Raw genomic sequence first — 20,705 nt, forward strand, 5'->3', positions numbered from 1 at the left:
CATGGCAGGGTAGGCGCAAAATCACGGCGGCATTAGAATTCGCAGCAAGTTACGAACTCATGCCCAGACAGAGCGGCGCGACCAAATTGCCGGTCGAATCACTCCTTGTCGCTTGGTTCCAGGAGGGCAAGAATGCTCTCCCACTTCTCCGCAGACCAAGTGGGCGAGAGGGCGATCTGCTCCTCCACCCAGGCGTCGATCTGTGCATCTCGTTCGTCACCATGGATGCTCATAACGCTGCCTTCTGACATAGCCCCAGTTCAGAGGCTCTTGCTTCTGCAAGTACAACGGCCTCAGTGGCATGCGGTGTACCCAACGCTCAGGAGGACGGGTGTGTCCCGGCTTGCCGCTTCTGATATCGCCCCCTCTCTCCACTTCCACCAGTCCACGGGATTGGTGGCGTGCCGCTGTAGATGAGGTGACTGGGTATGGACCAGTCGATTAATCATGACCTCGCTATCACAGCCGACCGGCCTTCCGTGGGGACGGTCCCATCAATACGCCGGGACCAGTCGACACACCTGAAAGCACTCGACGCCTTTGGTCACGGTCCGTGACCATCGCGATGGGGAAGGGGCTGCCGGTGCCCGTGGGTGTGCAGCGATGGCCAGCCCTGGCCGGTGCTCGGCGGGACTGCGATGCTGGTGGGTCGCCGAGGGGTCGAGCAGTACGGGCAGTCGGCGGTGGCCACGAGGCCAGCGGACCGCTTCGCGGCACGGAATCGGCACACATGGGGCCGAGAAACGCGGAGAAGCTGGGAGAGTCCCGGAGAGGCATTCTCGCTGGTCAGCAGCCAAGTGGTCAACGTTTCCGCAGGTCAGGGGCTTGGCTGCCGAAAACTTGTGAAGCGGGGGTCGTCGGTTCGAACCCGACAGGGGGCTCTCTGCTTGACCAGCCAGAACGACAACCAGAAGCCCCGGAGAGATCAAGCTCCGGGGCTTCTGACATCAGCGGTTGACATCAACGCGGGCGGCGACGCCTCTTCAGCAGCCGGTCCATGTGCCCCATGGCCTGGCGCTGCGTGTCGCTCGCGACGTGCGCGTATACGTTCATGGTCACCGCGATCTGGGAGTGCCCCAGGATCTCCATGACGACGCGCATGGGCACGCCGGCGGCGATCAGTAACGTCGCGCACCCGTGTCGGGTGTCGTGCAGTCGGATCGGCGGCAGGGCTTCGTCCGCACTGATCCGCTGGAACGAGCGGGTCAGGTTGCGCGGCTCGATGGGCCGACCGGAGCGGGTGGTGAAGACGCGGTCGGAGTCCTGCCAGTCCGCCTCAGCCTGCCGACGCAGCTCGGCCTGGCGGAGCCCTGCCAGCGAAGCGGCGCGATGCACATCGCGGGTAGCGGGATCACCCGTGCCCGCCGTGACTTCGGACTGTCCTGGTAGAGCTCACCGTCGATGCGCTGGAGCTGGGGGCGGACCGTCAGGGTGCGGGCGTCGAAGTCGATGTCCGCCCAGTGCAGGCCGAGGGTCGCCTCGGGCCCGACATTCGCACGACCCTGGAGACGGATATCGCCGGGATGTTCCGCGACGGTGCTCTGGCTGGATCCGCTGAGCGCATCACGGCCGTGGGATGACACGACTGGGCGCACTCCAATCGTTCGGGTGTGTGCTCTGCCTGCGCCCCGCTCTGAAGCGGACAGCTGCGCGGGCAGTAAGGAGCCGTACGCGGAATCGCTGAACGCTGGGGCTGTTTGATGTGCTGCCAAGTGCCGGCCGGAAACCGCGCACAGTGGATGGCCCTCTCGGAGTACGAGGAAGCCGCAGCGGGACGACGGGCCCCGCGTCGATGGACGCGGACGGCTCGGTCATGGCCCTGTGGGAGATGCGCGACGGATAACCGGTACCGGTGCTGAGTGAGAAGCAGGCTCAGGTGTGGTCGAGGATGCTGTGCTCGCTGAGATCCGGGGCATGGCGTGCCACGGTGCGGTAGTCCGCGTCATCGTGGAGCACGGTGAGTCCGTGGTGGGCGGCTGTCGCCGCAATCATGAGGTCGACGGCTGAGGCGCTCCGATGCTGGCCCGCGAGGGCCAAGCGGTGCTGGACGGTGTCGATCCATCGGCCGGCGCTCTTCGGTGCGGAGACATCCGGATAGAGGTCGGCGAACATCTCAGAGATCTCGTTGTACTCGCGACCGTCTCGGGCGCTGTAGAGGAACTCGGCGCGCTGCGGATAGCACGACGCGATCGATCCTGCGTCGATCGCGTCGTACCAGACTGACTGAAGCTTAGGGTCGCGTAGGAGCCGGAAGAGCGCCGAGGTGTCGAGCAGGTAGATCACCGGGCATCCTTCTCTGCCTGGTGCATGCGCTCAGCATGATCTACAGCCCCCCAGCGCTGCGCTCGCTCGAAGTGCCGACTGATGCGGGCCGCGCGTTCCTGCTGCTCAGCGTAGAAGCGCAGGGCGAGGTTCACCGCCTCCTTCTTAGTGCGCACGCCGGCGAGGGACATCGCTCGTTCCAGTGCTTCTTCGTCGATGTCGATCTGGGTCACGGACATCCAACACCTCCCATTGCACATGTTGGTTATGTACATCCCACTGTACTTGACCAACATGGCGATTGTGAGTGTCAACCTGAGTGGCAAGCTCCGAGGCCGCCATCGAAGGGCCCGCCCTTCTGCGGCTCCGGGGATCTGCTCAGGGGCGGATTTGGGGAGGGAGGATGTGGGCCTGCTGGGCTTCCCCAAGGGAGATACCTCCCCGTTTCGGGCGGCGGCCGCAGTCGCGCGGTGCGACGGCCGCGTGCCTATGATCGGCATCTGTCCGCTGCCCGGCGGCTCAGCGTCACGGCTACAAGCTGCCCAAGGACGAGAGCATCAGCTGTCGCATCGCCGCATGGGAGAACGGCCACACCGCCCCGGACGACTTGTACCTCCCGCTGCTCTGCGAGATCTACCAGTGCGCGCCCGAGGCACTCGTCCGCACGGCCGCCCCGGCAGCAGAACTGAACGCGGACGATGCCGAGTTGCTGCTGCGGCTGGACACCGCACGGGGCGTCGACTCCGAACCTGATCGGGATGCTGAACTCGCACACCGATCTGATCCGGATGAAGGACCGCAAGCTCGGCGCTCAAATTCGCGGTCATGCTCGACCAGCCAGGGGACCTCGTCGAGGACGACGATGCCCGGTCGGTCTGCTGGCACGGCATCACGAGTACGAGAATCCTCGCCTCTACTCGCGACGGACGTGTGGTGCTCCTATCGGACCTGGTTCACCATCGCCTGGACGGCGTTGATGACTACGTCGGGGCGGTCGACGGGGATGTCGTGTGAGCTGTGCTGGGCCACGACGAGGTTCCTGTTGGGTGCGGCGCCGGCGAACTCCTGTTGGGCTTGCCGCCACAGCTGTGCGTCGTCGGGTGTCGGGAAGGGGGTCTGGGAGGACACGATCACGGTGGCCGGGACGGTCTGGGGCCAGGAGAGCTTGTGGTAGGCGAGGTGTACGGGGCCGTAGTTGGCTGCTTCAGCGAGTAGCTGGCGGGTCGCCCGGGTCTGTGGTGCCGCCTTGAGCGCGGCGATCTGCTGCTGGTTCGCGGCGACGAGCTTGGCGGTCTCGCTGTCGGTGAAGAACTGCGGGAGGCTGGCGTCCACCAGGACCGCACCGGCGACCCAATCCGGGTGCTGGCGGACGAAGTAGGTCGCGATCTCACCGGCGAGCGAGTGGGAGACCAGGACCGCGTTCTTCGTGACCCCGAGCTGGGTCAGTCCGACCGCGAGGTCGCCGGCGGCGTCCTGCGCCTTCCAGGGGCCGGGGACGTCGTCGCTGCGGCCCTCTCCGGCGCGGTCGTAGGTGATGACCTCGGATCCGGTGTCCTTGGCCAGGGCGGGGGCGACCTTCTTCCAGTACGACGCGTCGAGTCCTCCGCCGGCGTCGAGCACGATGGCCGGGAGGTGGCCGGGTGTGACGTAGAACGCCAGCTTGTGGCCCTTGTTGGTGATCATGTGCAGCGAGGGCTGCGCGGAGGCTCCTGCGGACGCATACGCGGACGTGGACGCGGATGTGCCGGCTCCGGCTGCGACTGCTGCTGGGCGTCCATTGGCCGCGACTGCGGCGCAGGCGGTGAGGCCGCCGGTCGTGAGGGTGGCTGCGGCCAGGGCGAGTGCCGTGCACTGCGACCGTCGGCGCCGGGGAATGAGCGGGGACACGAGGAGTCCTTCCGTCAGGGAGCGCTGACCGGGCCGGATGTGAGCTACGGTCGGCTGTCCACTGGCGAGTCGGGGGTGTTCTGGCATCTCCAAGCCTCGCCATGGCCGCGCCTGGCCGCGACGGTGTACACCCCCGTTGTCAGGCGGGGGTTTGCCCTACCTCGACGGTGCCGACCACCCGCTGTTGGCCCTGCCTGCGATCGCGGGCTCGTGAGATGCGGTAGTGCGTATGGGTCGTTCGCCGGTCGTTCAGCCCGTCGGGTTGGGGAAGCGTCGCGGGGACTGGTCGCGTACCAGGAGTTGGTGCAGGCGGGTCAGGCCGGCAGTGAGGGTGGGGAGTTCGCTGGGGTTGGCACCGGCGTCGGTGAGGGTGGTGCGCAGGTTGTCGTCCGCGCGTGCGGCGCGGCGTGCGGCGGCGGCGGCGCGGATCTCGGGGGTGAGGTCGACAAGGGTACGGCGGCCGTCGTTGGGGTCGGCCTCGGTGCGCGTCCAGCCGCGGGTGGTGAGCGCGCGGACGCCGGTCGAGACCCGGCTCTGGGCCAGGCCGGTCCGCTTGGTGATGTCCGAGACGCTGCTGCGCCCGTTCAGGGTCAGGTCCTGCAGGACGAGGAACTCGCCGGGGGCGAGGTCGAGCTCGTCGGCGCCCATGTCGGCCAGGGCGATCTCGGCCAGGCGGCGGCCGAGCTGGTAGAGGTCGCTCATCTCCATCTCCTCAAGATACATCCCAGTCGATGCATCCATCTAAATGCATCTTGACAGATGCATCCTATGAGATGCATCGTTGGAGATGTAAGGGCAATCGGCCCCCGGATCCACCCCGCAGCCCGCCTCGGAGGACACCATGAGCGTCAGCGACTACCTGCTCTACACCGGCCTTTTCGTCGCGATCCTGGTCACCCAGCTCGGCACCCGCCGTCCCGACGCCAAGCGCCTGCTGCTGCCGGTCGCGATCGTCGCCGGCGTCGGTGCGAAGTACCTGCGGGCCATGCCCGGCGGCTCGATGCCGCACCTGCTGGAGGTGGCGGGTGTCGCCGCGGGCCTGCTCTTCGGCCTCGCCTCGATCGCGCTGATCAAGGTCCGCCGCGACGAGAGCGACCACCGCCTGGTCACCGTCTCCGGCTGGCCCTATGCCGCGGTGTGGACGGCCGCCCTCGCGCTGCGCCTCGGCTTCGCCTACGGCTCGACCCACTGGTTCACCCACCAGCTCGCGAGCTTCTCGATGGCCCACCACGTCCCCGCCGCCACCTACGGCACCGCCTTCGTCCTGATGGTCCTCACGATGATCACCGTCCGTACCGTCGGCGTCGTGGTCCGCGCCCGCTCCGCCCACGCCACGATCAACCTCGGTGGCGTCCGTGTCGCCCGGCGCCTCGCCCGCTGATCACCCTGACCGACGGCAACGCCCCGGACCGCTTCGGACCGGGGCGCCGCCATCTGCTTCGCACGCCGGGGCCCGGCTGCCTGTGTCCGATCAGATCGGGTAGGCGACGTCGCAGACCTCGTCGTCGGGTCCTGCGGTCATCCAGTCGGTGAAGTAGACCTCGCGGGGGGCGGCTGAGGCGGGCGTGTCCTGGTCCTTCATCCAGCGGGTGACGGTCTCGAAGGCGGACAGGATCTGTGGGAACGCGACCTGGGCCTTGGTGATGCGGACGTAGGCCTCGCGGTGGGCGGCCTCTTCGCGGGTGGGGGCGGCCAGTTGGCCGGCTGCGGCTGCTGCGGTGGGGTCCACGGGGACGCAGACCTCGACCGGGCCGTCGCTGTCGTGGTTGACCTCGCCGTGGTAGACGACGAAGGCCGGGGCGGCCGGGCCGCCGGCGGGGGCGGCGGCCCGGTGCAGCCGCTCCATCGCAGCGGCGATCCAGGCAGGCAGCTCCTCGGGGGTGACGTGGCGCTGCTCGGTGAGGACCAGTTGGGCGGGGATCTGGCGAGTGTGGACGGTGCCTGTCATGGCGATGCCTCTTTCTTCGTGGTCGGATACCAGCTCCCGTACGTGTGCCGCGAGGTGCCGCTGGGCGGCGAACCTTGCCTCTACCGCTTCCCAGTAGGCGGCGACCAGATCGGCGCGGTCGGCGGCCGGGGCCGCCAGGACCTGGGCTACGTCGGCCAGCGGCATGTCGAGCCGGCGCAGCCATACGATCAGCCGCGCGTCGGCCAGCCGGTGGGTCCGGTAGCGGCGGTAGCGGTTGGCCTCGTCGACCTCATCGGGCACCAGCAGGCCCTGCTGTTCGTACAGCCGCAGCGCCTTTGCCGACAGCCGCGAACGACGGGCGAACTCGGCGCTGGACAGCAGCAGGTCATCAGGCATACGGAATGGTGTCCTGTTCCGGTTCGGTACGAGTCGCGCGCCTCTCGCCCGGCTCTGGCTAGAGCCTCGGGCTTGCCTCTGGGGCGAGGTCAAGCAACAACTACCGGCCCGCGGAAACCTGGCCGGGGACGCAACAGCTCGATGGCGGCGGGGTGGGGCCCTCACTTTCCGTAGCGGCGCTCGCGGGCGCCGAAGCTGCGCAGCGCGCGGAGGAAGTCGATCTCGCGGAAGGCCGGCCAGTACGCCTCGCAGAAGTAGAGCTCGGCATAGGCGCTCTGCCAGAGGAGGAAGTTGGACAGCCGTTGCTCGCCGCTGGTGCGGATGACCAGGTCGGGGTCGGGCCGGCCCGCGGTGTACAGGTGCCGGGTGACGTCGTCCACGGTCAGGCCTGCGGCCAGGTCGGCCAGCGACCGCCCCGCGTCGGCGTGTTCGGCGATCAGCGCGCGCATGGCGTCGATGACCTCCTCCCGGCCGCCGTACCCGACGGCGAGGGTGACATGGGCTCCCGCGCCGCAGTCGCGGGTCGCCTCCACCGCGCGTTTCAGGGCGTGGGCGGTGGTGTCGGGGAGGAGGTCGGGCGTGCCGGCGAGGTGCACCTGCCAGCGGGCGTCCGTCCGGGCGAGTCTGGTGAGCACGACCTGCTCGATCAGCTGCATGAGGAAGGCCACTTCGCCGTCGTCCCGGCGCCGGAGGTTCTCGGTGGAGCAGACGAAGACCGTGACGTGCTTGATCCCCAGCGTCTCGCACCAGGACAGCAGGTCGTCGACGTGCTCGGCGCCGTACTTGTGGCCGAGGCTGGGGCTGGCCATACCCATCTGCCGGGCCCAGCGCCGGTTGCCGTCCATGATGAGTCCGACGTGCTCGGGCAGTGGCCCGTCCTTGACCTGGCGGCGCAGCCGGCGGGCGTACAGGGCGTAGAGGACGTCGGTGATCGGCACGGTGGTGATCGGCAGTGTGGTGATCGGCACTGTTCAGTCCTGTCGTCGGCGGGCGATGGAGACGGCGAACGTGAGGGTGCCGGTCAGCAGGGCGCCGGCGAGGACGAGCCAGGCCAGTTGGGTGGCTGAGTCGGTCCGGTCGCCCTGGCCGATCAGCGACCGGACGGGGTCGCGCAGGGCTCCCGACAGCGGGATGGCGAGTGCTGCCGCGGTGATGGCGTGGCGTGTCGCGCGACGTCGGCTGGGGGTGCCGGGGCTCGGGCCGTCGACGGAGCGGGGGACGGCGATCCGCAGGACGGCGTTGCAGAGCATGCAGAAGGCGAAGAATCCGCCCGCGTGGACCGACATTTCGATGAGGAACAGGAGTGGGCCCGGCCAGCCTTCGCCGACCGCCTGCCCGCCGGCCAGCGCGAGACCGGCCGAGAGACTGGCTGTCGCGGCAAGGGCGACGATGTGGGTACGCGCGAACCCGGCCGCGGCCCGGCTGTCGAGCAGCGAGGCCGACCGGCGAATCGGGTCCGGCAGACGCGCCGTCAGCGCGTCCACCGCGAGCGCCAGGTCGTCGAGCCAGTCGCCGTCGGGCCGGTGACTGGCGGGCCGGTGGCCGTCGGGCCGGTGACGGTCCGTGGACGGCAGGCGGCGGAACGCCCGTCGCTCCAGCGTCAACCCCGCAACGGCCGCCGCGGTGACCGGGATCAGCGCCGTGATCAGCCATGGCGTGCCGTCGTTCCAGAGCCCGCGGTCCGCTCGCACGGCCACCGCCGCCCAGTCGGTGAGCACCGTCGCCGCGACCAGCGAGGTGGCGAGGACCGCGGCTCGTAGCAACTGATCGACCCGGTACACCGGCTGTGGCCCACGACGCCGGTACAGGACCGCCCGTACCGCTGTCAGCCCGGCCAGCGCCGGCACCAGGAACAGGGTGAACGACACCACGGCGTCGTACGGATCGTCCTGCCAGGGACTGCCGGCGCGTACCGCGTGCAGCTGGGTCGTGACGTAGGCGAACACCGTGAAGACGACGGCGGTGGCGAGGGAGAACCGCAGCGCCAGGGCGGCGGACGGCCGGGCGGGATGGTCTGCGGGGAGGAGCCCCGGCTGCTGTTCGGCCATGACGCTAGCTCCTGACATCGCGGCGGACGATTCCGAGACGCTTCGTCAAGTCACTGGCGGCCGCGGCGGTTTCGTTCTTCGGCATGGCGGAATAGTACACACCGCGTACTACTTGTCGCGTAGTAGGGTGAGGCGGTGGATCCGGGGAAGGAGTGAGTCGGGATGCAGGCGAACGACGCCCAGACGCTGGTGCTCTGCGTGCTGGCCGACGGGCCGCTGCACGGCTATGCCATCAACGCGGCGATCGAGGAACTGGTCGGTGAACGGCTGGGGCCCGGGAGCCTGTACGGGGCGCTGGCCCGGCTGGAGGCCAAGCAGCTGATCGAACCGGCCGAGGAGCAGGGCCGGCAACGGCCGGTCCGGCTGACTCCCCAGGGCCGTCAGGTACTGGAGCAGGAGCTGCGGTCCATGGCCAGGGTCGCCACGGCGGGGCTGCGCAGCCTGGGGGTGAACCCGGCGTGAGGCTTCATCGTGGCCTGGTCAGGCTGTACCCCGCCGCGTTCCGGGACCGCTGGGGGGCCGCTCTGGTGGAAGAGGCCCAGGCGGCCGGGTGGCGTGCCTGGCCCAACCTGCTGGCGGGCATCGCGGACATGTGGCTGCACCCGGCGGTCTGGCCCGCCGAGTCCCGCGCCCAGCGCCGCGAACGGGCGGCGGCACTGGCCATCACCGTCGCCGTGCTCGCCGGCCTGTTCGGCTACGTCGCCGGTGAACAGGGCGTCCCGCTCAGCTCGGCCCCCGGCGGCGGATGGACGGGGAAGGCCTGCACCGTCCTGCTCCTGCTCGGCCTCGCACTGGTCGCGCCGTTGCCCAGGCCGACGCGAGCGGCCGTCACGGTCCTGCTGGCCCGGGCGGTCCGTCGGCTGGGCGGCCCGGCTGTGCTCGTGGCGGGCCTGGTGGCCGCGATGCACCTCGCTCCGCGCGAGGTGGCGGCGGCTCCCTGGCACGGACTCGTGGTCGCCTACTGGTGGACCGTCCTCGCCGTCGGGGCCGTCCAGCTCAGCCGGATCTTCGCCGGCCTCGGCGGAACCGTGATCGTCGCGCCCCGGTCCGGGAGGCTCCTCGCGGGCATGTGGAGCCTCACCGCTACCAGCGTGCTGGTCGGATCGATCGTCCTCGGCACTTCGGCCGCCCGCCCGGCCCCCGACCGCATCGCCGTGGCTGCGGGGGCCGCGCTGGTGCTGCTGGCCTGGGCCCTGACGACCACCCTGCGCGACCTCCGGTCCGTGACGGCCGACTGACCGCCACCGACGACCGCGACCGACTGACCGCGACCGACCGGCCGCCGCCGACGGACCGTGACTGCCGGGTGCTGGGCCGGTGTCGCGGATGCGGCCGGGCGGCCGAGGGTCACCGGCGGGCGGTGGTGCGGATGACGGGGTCGTGGGCGAGGTCCTGCAGCAGGGCGTCCAGCTTGGAGCGGTCGACCGACGACATCAGGAAGACGTGGACGTAGCTGCGCCGGGTGGTCTCGTCGCCCGGGACCAGCAGCACGTCCTGCGAGGACAGCGACCACTTCGCCACCAGCTCGGGGCTGGGCTTGCGGAACCGCACCGTGATGGCGCCCGGGGTGCGGGCCGGCCACAGCTCGATGTCCTTCTCCTGCTCCAGGAGCCGGAGTTGCTGCTCCAGGTAGGCGGCCAACTGCTGCGCCCTGCGGATCCGGTCGACCTGGTCCTGGTAGGAGTGCCGGGACAGGTGGTCCCAGAGCACCAGCGGCGAGAAGCCGTTGCGGGATCCGGCGAACGTGGTGTCGGGAGCGCCGATGTACTCCGGCTGGGACGGCGGCGCGATCTGGTATTTGACCTTCGTCATGTAGATGCCGCACGGCCACGGTGCGCCAGGCCACTTGTGGCCGCTCATGGCGATCGAGGAGACCATGTCGACGTCGCCGAACTCCTCGGTCGGCAGTGTGACGCCGAAGTCGAACTCCGGGATGCCGGTGTCGGGCGTCCAGCCGAACCGGGCCGGGTCCGCGGCGGCCAACCGCATGAAGGGCGCGTACCCGGCACCGAGGGCGCCGTCGACGTGGATCCAGAAGCGCCGGCGCCGGTCGACCAGCGGCTCGCCGGTGCTGGGGTCGTTGCCGTACACCACCTCGCCCTGGATCAGCCCGTGCTCCTCGAAGATCGGCAGCAGGCGCTCGCAGACCTGCCGGACGTCGTCATGGGCGCCCTTGAAGGTGCTGCCGAGGTTGAGGTTGACGAAGACCGGGTGCCCCTTCGCGGCGAAGAACTCCACCAGCACCGCCAGGGCGTCGATGTCGATCTCGCCGGTGCCGTCCCACGAGTGACCGGACGGGCCGCTGCGGGAGGGCACCTCGGTGGGCCATCCGTGCGGCTCCGTCGCGGGTCCGGCCAGCGGGCACTCGTCCGGGTACTGCTCCATGCCCACGGCGTGGAACGTCTCCACGCCCAGCACCTGCACCGCCTTGGCGAACGAGTAGTGGGTGTCCTCGGAGTAGAAGGCCACCGGGCGGTAGGCGTTGGGGTTGCCCGGCTCGGACCGGGCCCGGACGTACCGCGAGGCGCCGGACGTACCGGTCGGCGACTGGATCAGCGCCTTGCCGCTCAGGTAGTCCCTGGCGTTCCAGAGCGCGTACATGTTGCCCTCGGTCGAGCCCATCGACAGCACGTACCCCCAGTACGACTCGGGGTCGTCCGCGTCGTACGGCCGCTCGGCGTGCCACAGGGCGGCGTAGTAGTCGAGGACCGCGCGCTCGACGACCTTGGTGTTCGGCTTGTAGCCGCCGCTCTGGAACGGGTCGCCGAGGTTGTTGATGTTGTGCTGCAGGAAGCGGCCGAGGTCGAAGGCGCTGCCGCCCATCTCCTGGGTGGCCTGGTAGCCGAGCAGGTACCGGCGCTTGCTCGTCAGGTACGCGTTCATGGCGTCGAGGGCGCGCAGGCGCTGCTCCTCGTCCACCCCACCGGCCGGCAGCTCGAAGTCGTGGACGTCCGGCTCCTCGACCGGGGCCTGCGGTCTGCGGACCGGCACGTCCACGTGCGGTATCCGGAAGCCCGGCCGCGGCGGCTCGTCGTGGCCGACGGGAACGGTCAGGGTGTCGGTTCGGCTCATGGCACTGCACTCCCGGTTCGCTGGGTCGGAGGACCCGCCGGGCAACGCCGGTGGGGTGGCGATGGCCGATCCGATCGGTAGCCAGGATGGAACCTCTGACGTCGAAAGGGGAAGGAGTCCGCAGAAAATTCGGAATCATGGTCCGCCTGCTTGCGAATCATCGGAACTGGCGGGGATCCTGGGTGTCGTGCCGAATTATTCTCACGCGCGGCGGGAGCCCATCGACGACGTGGACCGGGCGATCCTGCGCATCCTCGCGGACGACGCCCGCACGCCGAACAACGCCCTCGCGGACGCGGTGGGCATCGCTCCCTCGACCTGTCTGGCCCGGGTGCGTGCGCTGCGCGAGCGCGGGGTGATCCGCGCGTTCCGGGCCGACATCGCCCCCGCCGCGATCGGACTGCCGCTGCAGGCGATGATCTCGGTCCGGCTCCGGGCCCACACCCGGGAACAGAACGAGAGCTTCCGCGCCACGGCCCCCGACATGCCCGGCGTCGTGGCGGTGTTCCACATGGCCGGATCCGACGACTACCTGCTCCACGTCGCGCTCGCGTCCCCCGACGCCCTGCGCGACTTCGTGGTGGACCACCTCACCACCCATCCGGCGGTGGCACAGACCCGGACCAACCTGATCTTCGAGCAGATCGCCGGCCGCCGGCACCTGACCCCAGGCCTGTGACGCCGGGCCTGTGACGCCGGGCCTGTGGCGCCGGGCCCGGGGGCCAGACCGTGACGCCGGGCCCGTGACGATGCGAGCATCCTGCGCGGTACGCGGCCGTGCCGCCGTCCGGGGAGGGGTCAGGCCGGCGCCGGCGGGGCGGGCAGCGGCTGTTCGGCCCAGATGATCTTGTGGGTGGGGGCGTACCGCGTGCCCCAGCGCTCGGCGAGCTGGGCGACGAGGAAGAGACCGCGTCCGCCCTCGTCCGTGGTGGCCGCGTAGCGCAGGTGGGGGGAGGTGCTGCTGGTGTCCCAGACCTCGCAGATCAGGCTGCGGTCGTGGACCAGGCGTACATGGATGGGGCCGGTGGCGTAGCGGATGGCATTGGTGATCAGCTCGCTGAGGATGAGCTCGGTGGTGAACACCAGGTCGTCCAGCCCCCACGTGGTCAGCTGCAGGCTGGCGTTCGCCCGCGAGCCGGCTACTGCGGCGGGGTCGTGCGGCACGTCCCACTGGGCGATCCGCTCGTCGGGCAGAGCGCGGGTGCGGGCGACGAGGAGGGCGATGTCGTCCTTGGGCTGGGCGGGCAGCAGGGCGTCGAGCACCAGGTCGCAGGTTTCCTGCGGGGTGCGGTGGGGGCCGGTCAGGGCTCTGCGCAGGCGTTCGAGCCCGTGGTCGATGTCATGGTCGCGGTCCTCGACCAGCCCGTCGGTGTAGAGGACCAGCTGGCTGCCCTGGGGCAGTTGCCGCTGGACCGACTCGAAGGGCAGCCCGCCCAGGCCCAGCGGCGGCCCGGCGGGGAGGTCCAGGTACTCCACGGCGCCTTCCGGATGGACCAGGGCGGGCGGGAGGTGGCCCGCGCGGGCCAGCTGGCAGATGCGGGAGACCGGGTCGTAGATCGCGTACAGGCAGGTCGCCCCGGTGACCGAGGCGTCGCCGCCCGCACCGGACTCGTCCTTGTCGATACGGGCGACCAGTTCGTCCAGGTGCGCCAGGAGGTCGTCGGGGGGCAGGTCCAGCATGGAGAAGTTGTGCACGGCGGTACGCAGGCGCCCCATCGTGGCGGCGGCGTGCATGCCGTGCCCGACGATGTCCCCGACCACCAGTGCGACCCGGGCGCCGGGCAGCGGGATGACGTCGAACCAGTCCCCGCCGACCGCGCCCTGGGCGGGCAGGTAACGGTAGGCGACGTCGAGGGCGTCCTGCTCCGGCAGCCCGCGTGGCAGCAGGCTCTGCTGCAGGGTCGTGGCCATCGCATGGCTGCCGGTGATGGCCGCGGTGACCTGTTCCTGGGTGGCGTACTTGGTGTCGAAGGTCCCGGCGACGCGGCCCAGGCGCAGCACGGTGGCCCGGTCCGCGATCGCCCGCACGCTCTCCAGGTCGGGGCTGACCAGGAGGATTCCGAGCCCCTGGTCGCGCAGCTGCGAGATGAGGGTGAGCAGCAGCCCGGTCTGCGCGACGTCGAGGGCCGCGGTGGGCTCGTCCAGGACCAGCAGCTCGGGGTTGCCGATCAGCGCCCGGGCGATGGCGACGATCTGGCGCTGGTCGCCGGTGAGTGAGCCGACGGCGACGCGCACGTTGGGAATGCAGGTGGACAGGGTGCCGAGCAGCCTGCGGGCGCGCTTCTCCATCTCGACCTCGTCGAGGAAGAGACGGAACCTGCGGAGTTCGCGGCCGAGGAAGAGGTTGCCGACGGTGTCGAGGTTCTCGCACAGCGACAGGTCCTGGTGGACGGTGGCGATGCCCAGTCGCTGTGCGGCGAGGGGGCTGCGCAGGTCGGCCGGCCGGCCCTTCCACTCGATCAGCCCGCTGTCCGGCTGCATCACCCCGGCGATCGTCTTGACCAGGGTGGACTTGCCGGCGCCGTTGTCCCCGACCAGGGCGACAACCTCGCCCTCGCCGATCCGCAGGTCGACGTCGCACAGAGCCTGCACGGCGCCGAACCGTGCGGCGACCCCGTGCAGGGCCAGCAGGGGAACCCGTGCCACCGACACCACCTCCGTACCTAGGTAGTGTCCCGTGATCCTCTTCGTACCGCCTCTGTGTTGCCCGCCCTGCTCGCCTGTTCCGCAGAAGTGGTGCCCGCGCCTCCGGATTTCGCGGGTCCGGAGGCGCGGGCACAGTGGGGGTGCGGCGGTGCAGCGGGAGGGGTCAGCTCAGGGGGCGGCACAGCAGGGCGTCGGGGACGCCGCCGTCGTTCCAGTTCCAGGTGTAGGCGACGCCGGCCACGTACTCGTTGTCGGCGCACTGGCCCTTGTAGTACCCGGGCGCCCAGTCGCTGGCGGTCGACCCGCCACTGCTGGGGCGGTTGTCGCCGTGGTCGAACCAGAGGTCCCGGCCGGTCGTCGGCAGCGGCGCGGCCGACGGCGCGCAGAGCAGCGAGGACATGGCGTTCCCGCGCACGCTGTAGCCGACGGCGAAGGTGTTGTCCGGGCACTGCAGCTTGTTGTACCCGTAGGCCCAGTCGCCCTCGGTGACGTAGCGCTCATCGGTGACCACGGTGTACGCACTGCCGGACTTCTGCGGCGCGCCGGAGTCCGTGCACAGCCCGCGGCTGTCGCTGCGGCCCAGGCCGGTCAGGCGCTCGGTGTCGGGGCAGGCGCCCTTGCGTGCGCCGGAGTCCCAGTCGGGGAGCGCGAGCATGGTGCTGGAGACGATGTAGTCGGCGTGGTCGAGGTTGAGCATGTTCCAGCGCGGGGTCGCCGGGACCTGGCCGGTCAGGGCGGGTGCGGTGATCAGCTTGTTCCAGTCGGCGGCGCGCCAGTCGCCCGGGTCCTCGATGCTCTGCTGGACGCCGTTCGCGTCGTAGGAGAGCAGCGACCAGTTGTCGAGCGGGGCGCCGTTCTGGGTCCAGCCGACCAGCGGCCAGACGGCGAAGTCGGTGTCGTTGGAGGCGAGGATGGTCGTGAAGGAGTCGAACCAGGCCTGCTCCTTGGCGTCGGTCGAGCCGCGCCCGGCCGCGCCGAACTCGCTGACCCAGACCGGCGCGGTGAAGTGCTGGCCCGACTGTGTCACGAAGAGCGCCTCCTGGCTGACCACCTGGGCCAGTTGGGCGGGGGTGAAGTCCTCGTAGCGCGGGTCGTTGGTGACGCCGAGGCCGCTGGTCGCACCGCTGTTGGCAGGGCCGGTGTAGGCGTAGAAGTGGGCCGAGTAGACCAGTTTGTTCGACTCGATCAGGGTGTTGGACAGGTTCTGGACCGGCGTCAGCATCGGTCGGCCGTGCGGCAGTCCGTTGAGCGGGATGCCGTACCAGTTGATGCCCTCCATGATGATCAGCAGGTCGGGATCGGCCTGCAGGATCAGGTTGCCCGCCTCCTCGAAGGCGGCGTTCTCGTCGTGGCTGTCGCCCCAGCCCCAGTTGGGGTCGTCCGTGATGTCCCGCCGCACCTCGTTGCGCAGGTCCGCGCCGACCACGCGCTTGTTGGCGGCGTAGCGCTTGACCATGAAGACCCAGTCGGCCTCCCACTGCTGGGTGCTCTGGCCGCTGTTCCAGCGCTCGTTCCCGTCCAGGCCGCAGCACCACCGCGCGGTGGTGGTGTGGTTGTTGAGGATCACCGCGAAACCGTCCCCGGTGAGCGCGGCCACCACGGCGTCGTAGGCCTGCAGCGGGGTGTCGCCGCGCAGTTGCGGGTTGGCGGCGACGGCGGAGTCCGGGGCCGGCGTGGTGTCGTGGATCATGGCGTTGGAGAAGGGCAGCCGGATGCTGTTGATGCCCAGCGAGTGGAATCCGGCGAGGATCTCGGCGATCGGGGCCCGGTCCAGTCCCAGCGGCATGCTGGACGAGGGCTCTCCGTGCTCGTTCTGGGCCGGGTCGTCGACGGCGCCGCTGCCCAGCCAGGTGCCCTGCGCGCCTTCCCAGTTGCCGGACTGGAGCTTGAAGCGATTGCCGTTGGCGTCGACGACGTAGCGGCCGCGGGTGCTCAGCGGTCCGGTCCAGGACGCCGCCAGCTGTGCGCCGGTCAGGGCCACCGGGGCGGCGGCCGCGGCCCTCGCGGGGCCCGCGGTGGCGGCTCCGGCGCCGGCGGCCTGGGCGACGGTGCCCAGGAGCAGGGCGGCGACGGCGGCGGTCGCCGCGATCGCGCGGTGGAGCAGCCTTCTGCGTGTCACGTTCTCTCCCTCTGCGGACGGGGATTCCACGAGCGTGGCGTTGGCTTCTCCTGACGCCTCGGTAACCTTGGCGGTCCTGTCGGTTTTTGACAAGGGTGCGGACAGCATCCAACGTGATCGCACAACCCGGCCGCGCGCTGCGGCGTCCAGTCCTGCGTAGCACCGCTCGGCGGTGGCGTTTGCCGGATCGTGGCGGGGGTCTGCGATAGTGCCCTCGCATGTCGTGCGCAGGGAGCGCGCGGGGAGGGGATCCGGATGTTGTTCCTGGCACACGCCTTCGGCAAGCGGTATGAACTGCCGCTGCCGCTGATCTTCTTCGTGCTGGGCGCTGCGGTGGTGGTGTTCCTCTCCTTCCTGGTGGTGCTGCCGCGCCGGGTCGAGGGCGACGCGGGTGGTCAGGACCAGGACGGGAGCGCGCCCGCCCGAGGCGGGCTGCTGCTGCCGGCGGCCGGGGTGCTGGGGCTGGCGCTGCTGGCCCTCGCCGGGATCGTGGGTTCGCAGGAGGTCGCCGAGAACATCGTGCCCACGGTGTTCTGGCTGGTGGTGTGGATCGCGGTGCCGCTGTCCTGCGGCGTGATCGGCGACTGGACCGCGCGGCTCAACCCCTTCGCCGCGCTCGCCCGGATCGGCGACTCCGACCGGGCCCGGCGGATGCTGCTCGGCGGCGCCCGCCCGGTCGGCTGGCCGTCCTGGCTGGGCTGGTGGCCCGCGACGGTGGCGTTCTTCGCGGTCGCCTGCGGCGAGCTGATCTTCAACCAGACGGCGACACTGCCCGCGGTGACCGCCTACGGGCTGCTGGCGCAGGCGGCGCTGTCGCTGGTCGCGGGCTTCTTCTTCGGCGCGGACGCCTGGCTCGGCCGGGGTGAACTGTTCTCGGTGCTGTTCGCGACCTGGGGGCGGCTGGGCTGGTTCCGCTTCGGCGCCCCGGGGCGGCGCGGCTTCGGCGGCGGGCTGAGCACGGCGTTCGAGGCGGTGCCGAGCAGGCTGGCCTTCGTGCTGATGCTGCTGGTGTCGGTCTCCTTCGACGGCCTGCTGGCCACCCCGTTCTGGTCCTCGGTGCGGCTGCGGCTGCTGCACGCGACCACCGCTCCCCAGCCGGCGGTGGAGTGGGAGACGGTCGCCGCCTTCGTCCTGCTGGGCCTGGCCACCTTGCTGGTCTTCGGGGCGTTCGCCCGGGTGGTGGCCATGGTCGGCGGCCACGGCCACGGTTCGGGAGGCCGGGGTTCGGGCGTGCGCGCGCTCACCGGCCTGCTGCCCTCGCTGCTCCCCATCGCGTTCGGCTACCTGCTCGCCCACAACCTGCAGTACCTGCTGGTCAACGGCCAGTTGCTGATCCCGCTCGCGGGCAATCCGACCGGCCTGGCGGGCGGTCAGTGGCTGCCCGCGCCGTTCGACGACAGCTACGAGGTGCATCCGGCCTTCCTGCCCAGCGCCTTCTACTGGTACGTGGCGGTGGCGGTGATCGTCGCCGTCCACATCGCCGCGGTCGTGATAGCGCACCGCCATCTCGCCCGTGAGGGTGGTGCCGAACTGCCGGACCGGGCCCGTGCGCGGGCCTCGGAGTGGCCGTGGATCGTGGCCATGGTCGCCTACACGATGGTCAGCCTGGTGCTGCTGGCGCAGCCGCTGGTGAAGGAGGGGCCGGCCACCCCCGCTCCCGCGCCGGTGGCCCAGCGATGAGCACCGGCGCGGTGCGGGCGACGGCGGTCGTCCGGGCCACCGCACACCCGGCCTGGACGACGACGGCCGCTCTGGGCGGCCTGGCACTCGCGGTGGCGCTGCGGGTCACGCTCGCCGGGCCGGTCGGCGCCGCGTCCATCCCGGCCGGGTTGGCCTTCGGTACGGCGCTCACACTGGTCGCCGTGGCCTGCGGTCTCTCCCGTCCCACGGTGACGGTGCGGCAGCTGGCCTGGGGGGCCGGGGCTGCCGCGGTGATGTGCGCGCTACCGGCCGTCCACCGCCTCGCGGACGGGGGCGTGGGCGAACCCGCCGGGGTGCTGCCGGTGTGGGCGGCGGTGGTCTGCTTCGTCGCGGTGGCCGAGGAACTGCTGCTGCGCGGGGCGCTGTTCGAGGCCGCCCGGGCCTGGCGCGGGCCGTATGCCGCCCTCGCCGTCAGCAGCATCGCCTTCGCGCTGCTCCATGTCCCCGTGTACGGCTGGCGGGTGCTGCCGCTGGACCTGGCGGTCGGCTGCTGCCTCGGCGCGCTGCGCCTGGTCACCGGCTCGGTCACCGCCCCTGCCGCCGCCCACACCCTCGCCGACCTCGCCGGATGGTGGCTCCGATGACCCTTCGCTCCGACCGCCCGAGGCGAGTTCCGCTGCTGGTGGGCTGCCTGGTCCTGCTCTCGCTGGCCTGGCTGGTCACCCCGCAGTCCTCGACCCCGCCCCTCTACGACGGGGTCGGCTTCCCCGACCAGCCGTACCTCTACCTCGTCCCGCCGCCCGGCTATGCCACCAAGGGTGCGCCCTCGGTGGCCGAGGACGACGAGCCGGTGTACCACGGGACCGTCTCTGACCTGCTGCCGATCAGTCAGGAGTCCGGCCCGCAGGCCCAGATGGAGATCCCCGCCGCCCGGCTGGCGATGCCGCCCGGCACCACCCAGGTGGTGGCGAAGGCGACGCCGGTTCCGCTCGGTACCGGACCCGGCGACGGCACGGTCTGGGGCAACGTCTACCGGCTCACCGTCACCAGCGACCGGGGCCCGGTCGTCCTGCGCGACGGCCAGAGCCCGTTGAGCCAGGTGATCCTGCGGGCGCCCACCGCGGCCCAGCCCGGGCCGACCATGGAGTACCGGCCGCCGGGCGGAGCGTGGCAGCAACTGCACACCACCCGGGCCGGCAACGACATCTACCAGTCGGGGCTGCCCGGTCTCGGCGACTACGCCCTGGTGCGGCTCGCGGCGCCGGGCAAGGCGGCGCCCCGCTCCGGCGGGACGAACCCGCTGGTCTGGGTACTCGGCGGCGCCGTGGTCGCGCTGGCGGCGGCCGTCCTCGCGGTACGCAGGCGGCGCAGCCGCGAGGACGAGCCGGTGGAGGACGGCGAGTAGCGGCTGCGGCGGGTGGCGCGCGGCGGGTAGCGGGTGGCGCGCTGCGGGTGGATCAAGATTTGGTCATGGTTTTCATTACTGGGGTCATTCGAGGTGGTGGTGAAAACCGTTTCCATCTACTCTGGTGCTCGTCCCGCAGAACTGTCCTGCCCAAGGAGATTCGCGCCATGAACGCCATACCGTCCCGTACCGCCGGGCACAGAGTCCTCCGGTTCGCGCTCGGTGCCGCGGGCGTGGTGGCGCTCGCGGCCACCAGCGCCTGCTCCACCACCGCTCCGAGCGCGTCCACCGCGAACGCCTCGGGCAGTGCGAGTGCCGGTGGTGGCACGGTGATCCAGGTGGTGGCGGCGGAGAACTTCTGGGGCAGTATCGCCACCCAGCTCGGCGGCAGCCACGCCCACGTGGCCAGCATCATCACCAACCCGGACACCGACCCGCACTCCTACGAGCCCACGGCCGGCGACGCCCGCACGGTGACCACCGCGCAGTACGTGATCGTCAACGGGATCGGCTACGACGGCTGGGCGGACAAGCTGCTGTCCACCAACCCCGGCAGCGGCCGCACCGAACTGAAGGTCGGCGACCTGGTCGGGATCCAGCCCGGCGGCAACCCGCACCGCTGGTACTCCCCGGACAACGTGCACCAGGTCATCGAGCGGATCACCGCCGACTACAAGAAGATCGACCCGGCCGACGCCGCCTACTTCGACCAGCGGAAGACCACCTTCGAGACCCAGACGCTGGCCCCGTACAACCAGCTGATCAGCGACATCAGGGCGAAGTACGCGGGCACCCCGATCGGCGCCTCCGAGTCCATCGTGACCCCGCTGGCCGAGGGGCTGGGGCTGAAGATGCTGACCCCGGAGACCTTCCTGGACGCGATGAGCGAGGGCACCGACCCCACCGCCGCCGACAAGGCCACCATCGACCAGCAGATCAGGACCAAGCAGATCAAGGTCTACGTCTACAACAGCCAGAACTCCACCCCCGACGTGGTCGCCCAGGTCAACCTCGCCAAGTCCGAGGGCATCCCGGTCACCACCGTCACCGAGACCCTCGCCCCGGCCAGTGCCACCTTCCAGCAGTGGCAGACCACCGAACTGCAGGGCATCGAAGCCGCCCTGGCCAAGGCCACCGGGAAGTAACACCGCCGAACCCTCGGCGCGCGGATGCGGGGACAACGGGGGCGGGTGAGGCTGGAGGCATACCAGCCGGTGGTGCGCGCGGAGATGAGGGTGTGTGAGCGAGGACGTGGCATCGCGGTCCGCCGACCCGCCCGGACCGCTGTGCCGTTCCCGCCACGGCCGCGCCGGTCGGGGC

The 20,705-nt window shown here is 70.7% G+C and carries 20 protein-coding genes and 1 pseudogene; 8 read left to right on the forward strand and 13 right to left on the reverse strand.

The genetic code is table 11. From position 1 onward, the window contains the following. Positions 1 to 98: 98 nt before the first annotated feature. The 7 genes and pseudogenes from ABH925_RS30280 to ABH925_RS30310 all read right to left on the reverse strand — a co-directional run bounded on the left by ABH925_RS30280 (position 99) and on the right by ABH925_RS30310 (position 4,851). Complete coding sequence (locus ABH925_RS30280; protein WP_370153087.1) at positions 99 to 233, reverse strand: hypothetical protein; 135 nt, start codon at positions 231 to 233, stop codon at positions 99 to 101. Positions 234 to 293: 60 nt separating this feature from the next. Continuing rightward, positions 294 to 449, reverse strand: a complete 156-nt coding sequence (locus ABH925_RS30285) for a DUF255 domain-containing protein (RefSeq protein WP_370153089.1) — start codon at positions 447 to 449, stop codon at positions 294 to 296. A 511-nt stretch (positions 450 to 960) separates the two neighbouring features. Further along, positions 961 to 1,472, reverse strand: a pseudogene (locus ABH925_RS30290) (tyrosine-type recombinase/integrase); the annotation flags it as partial. A gap of 400 nt (positions 1,473 to 1,872) precedes the next feature. Further along, positions 1,873 to 2,283 (reverse strand): PIN domain-containing protein, encoded by a 411-nt coding sequence (locus ABH925_RS30295; RefSeq protein WP_370153091.1) that lies wholly within the window; start codon positions 2,281 to 2,283, stop codon positions 1,873 to 1,875. Next, positions 2,280 to 2,501: a type II toxin-antitoxin system VapB family antitoxin gene (locus ABH925_RS30300; protein WP_370153093.1), complete on the reverse strand. Its 222-nt coding sequence runs from the start codon at positions 2,499 to 2,501 to the stop codon at positions 2,280 to 2,282. The genes ABH925_RS30295 and ABH925_RS30300 overlap by 4 nt, the downstream gene beginning before the upstream one ends. Before the next feature lie 700 nt (positions 2,502 to 3,201). Further along, the gene (locus tag ABH925_RS30305; protein ID WP_370153095.1) at positions 3,202 to 4,149 is read right to left on the reverse strand and encodes an alpha/beta fold hydrolase; all 948 of its coding nucleotides are present in this window, start codon (positions 4,147 to 4,149) and stop codon (positions 3,202 to 3,204) included. A 249-nt stretch (positions 4,150 to 4,398) separates the two neighbouring features. After that, positions 4,399 to 4,851 (reverse strand): MarR family winged helix-turn-helix transcriptional regulator, encoded by a 453-nt coding sequence (locus ABH925_RS30310; RefSeq protein ID WP_370153097.1) that lies wholly within the window; start codon positions 4,849 to 4,851, stop codon positions 4,399 to 4,401. Between the two features lie 139 nt (positions 4,852 to 4,990). On the opposite strand from ABH925_RS30310, the gene ABH925_RS30315 reads away from it, so the two are divergent. Next, positions 4,991 to 5,530: a hypothetical protein gene (locus ABH925_RS30315; RefSeq protein WP_370153099.1), complete on the forward strand. Its 540-nt coding sequence runs from the start codon at positions 4,991 to 4,993 to the stop codon at positions 5,528 to 5,530. A gap of 90 nt (positions 5,531 to 5,620) precedes the next feature. Here the strand turns inward: ABH925_RS30315 and ABH925_RS30320 are convergent, their stop codons facing one another. The 3 genes from ABH925_RS30320 to ABH925_RS30330 form a co-directional block, all read right to left on the reverse strand. Next, entirely contained in the window at positions 5,621 to 6,454 is an 834-nt protein-coding gene (locus ABH925_RS30320) for a MerR family transcriptional regulator (RefSeq protein WP_370153102.1), read from the reverse strand. A gap of 161 nt (positions 6,455 to 6,615) precedes the next feature. After that, complete coding sequence (gene uppS / locus ABH925_RS30325; RefSeq protein WP_370153195.1) at positions 6,616 to 7,392, reverse strand: polyprenyl diphosphate synthase; 777 nt, start codon at positions 7,390 to 7,392, stop codon at positions 6,616 to 6,618. A 33-nt stretch (positions 7,393 to 7,425) separates the two neighbouring features. Then, a complete protein-coding gene (locus ABH925_RS30330) occupies positions 7,426 to 8,502 on the reverse strand; it encodes a hypothetical protein (RefSeq protein ID WP_370153104.1) in 1,077 nt (358 codons plus the stop codon). Between the two features lie 162 nt (positions 8,503 to 8,664). Between ABH925_RS30330 and ABH925_RS30335 the strand changes: the two genes are divergently transcribed. Both ABH925_RS30335 and ABH925_RS30340 read left to right on the forward strand, forming a co-directional pair. After that, positions 8,665 to 8,964, forward strand: a complete 300-nt coding sequence (locus tag ABH925_RS30335; RefSeq protein WP_370153106.1) for a PadR family transcriptional regulator — start codon at positions 8,665 to 8,667, stop codon at positions 8,962 to 8,964. Beyond that, positions 8,961 to 9,740, forward strand: a complete 780-nt coding sequence (locus ABH925_RS30340; RefSeq protein WP_370153108.1) for a hypothetical protein — start codon at positions 8,961 to 8,963, stop codon at positions 9,738 to 9,740. Before ABH925_RS30335 ends, ABH925_RS30340 begins: the two co-directional genes overlap by 4 nt. Positions 9,741 to 9,849: 109 nt before the next feature. On the opposite strand, the gene ABH925_RS30345 is transcribed toward ABH925_RS30340, so the two are convergent. Then, positions 9,850 to 11,574 (reverse strand): histidine decarboxylase, encoded by a 1,725-nt coding sequence (locus ABH925_RS30345; protein ID WP_370153110.1) that lies wholly within the window; start codon positions 11,572 to 11,574, stop codon positions 9,850 to 9,852. Between the two features lie 187 nt (positions 11,575 to 11,761). Between ABH925_RS30345 and ABH925_RS30350 the strand changes: the two genes are divergently transcribed. Then, positions 11,762 to 12,253 (forward strand): Lrp/AsnC family transcriptional regulator, encoded by a 492-nt coding sequence (locus tag ABH925_RS30350; protein WP_370153112.1) that lies wholly within the window; start codon positions 11,762 to 11,764, stop codon positions 12,251 to 12,253. Between the two features lie 119 nt (positions 12,254 to 12,372). On the opposite strand, the gene ABH925_RS30355 is transcribed toward ABH925_RS30350, so the two are convergent. Both ABH925_RS30355 and ABH925_RS30360 read right to left on the reverse strand, forming a co-directional pair. Then, on the reverse strand, positions 12,373 to 14,229 hold the full coding sequence (locus ABH925_RS30355) for a SpoIIE family protein phosphatase (RefSeq protein ID WP_370153114.1): 1,857 nt from the start codon (positions 14,227 to 14,229) through the stop codon (positions 12,373 to 12,375). A gap of 154 nt (positions 14,230 to 14,383) precedes the next feature. Then, positions 14,384 to 16,339 (reverse strand): glycoside hydrolase family 5 protein, encoded by a 1,956-nt coding sequence (locus ABH925_RS30360; RefSeq protein ID WP_370153116.1) that lies wholly within the window; start codon positions 16,337 to 16,339, stop codon positions 14,384 to 14,386. 255 nt (positions 16,340 to 16,594) lie between these two features. Here ABH925_RS30360 and ABH925_RS30365 point away from each other — a divergent pair, with 255 nt between their 5' ends. The 4 genes from ABH925_RS30365 (at position 16,595) to ABH925_RS30380 (ending at position 20,530) form a co-directional block, all read left to right on the forward strand. After that, positions 16,595 to 18,019, forward strand: coding sequence for a hypothetical protein (locus ABH925_RS30365; RefSeq protein WP_370153118.1), 1,425 nt, complete (start codon positions 16,595 to 16,597; stop codon positions 18,017 to 18,019). Continuing rightward, on the forward strand, positions 18,016 to 18,624 hold the full coding sequence (locus ABH925_RS30370; protein ID WP_370153120.1) for a lysostaphin resistance A-like protein: 609 nt from the start codon (positions 18,016 to 18,018) through the stop codon (positions 18,622 to 18,624). Before ABH925_RS30365 ends, ABH925_RS30370 begins: the two co-directional genes overlap by 4 nt. After that, on the forward strand, positions 18,621 to 19,385 hold the full coding sequence (locus ABH925_RS30375; RefSeq protein ID WP_370153122.1) for a hypothetical protein: 765 nt from the start codon (positions 18,621 to 18,623) through the stop codon (positions 19,383 to 19,385). Before ABH925_RS30370 ends, ABH925_RS30375 begins: the two co-directional genes overlap by 4 nt. Positions 19,386 to 19,552: 167 nt before the next feature. After that, positions 19,553 to 20,530 carry a metal ABC transporter solute-binding protein, Zn/Mn family gene (locus ABH925_RS30380; protein WP_370153124.1) on the forward strand — a complete coding sequence of 326 codons (978 nt, stop codon included), beginning with the start codon at positions 19,553 to 19,555 and terminating at the stop codon, positions 20,528 to 20,530. Positions 20,531 to 20,705: the final 175 nt, after the last annotated feature.

The sequence above is a fragment of the Streptacidiphilus sp. EB129 genome, from assembly GCF_041262645.1.
In the GTDB taxonomy this organism is placed as follows: Bacteria; Actinomycetota; Actinomycetes; order Streptomycetales; family Streptomycetaceae; genus Streptacidiphilus.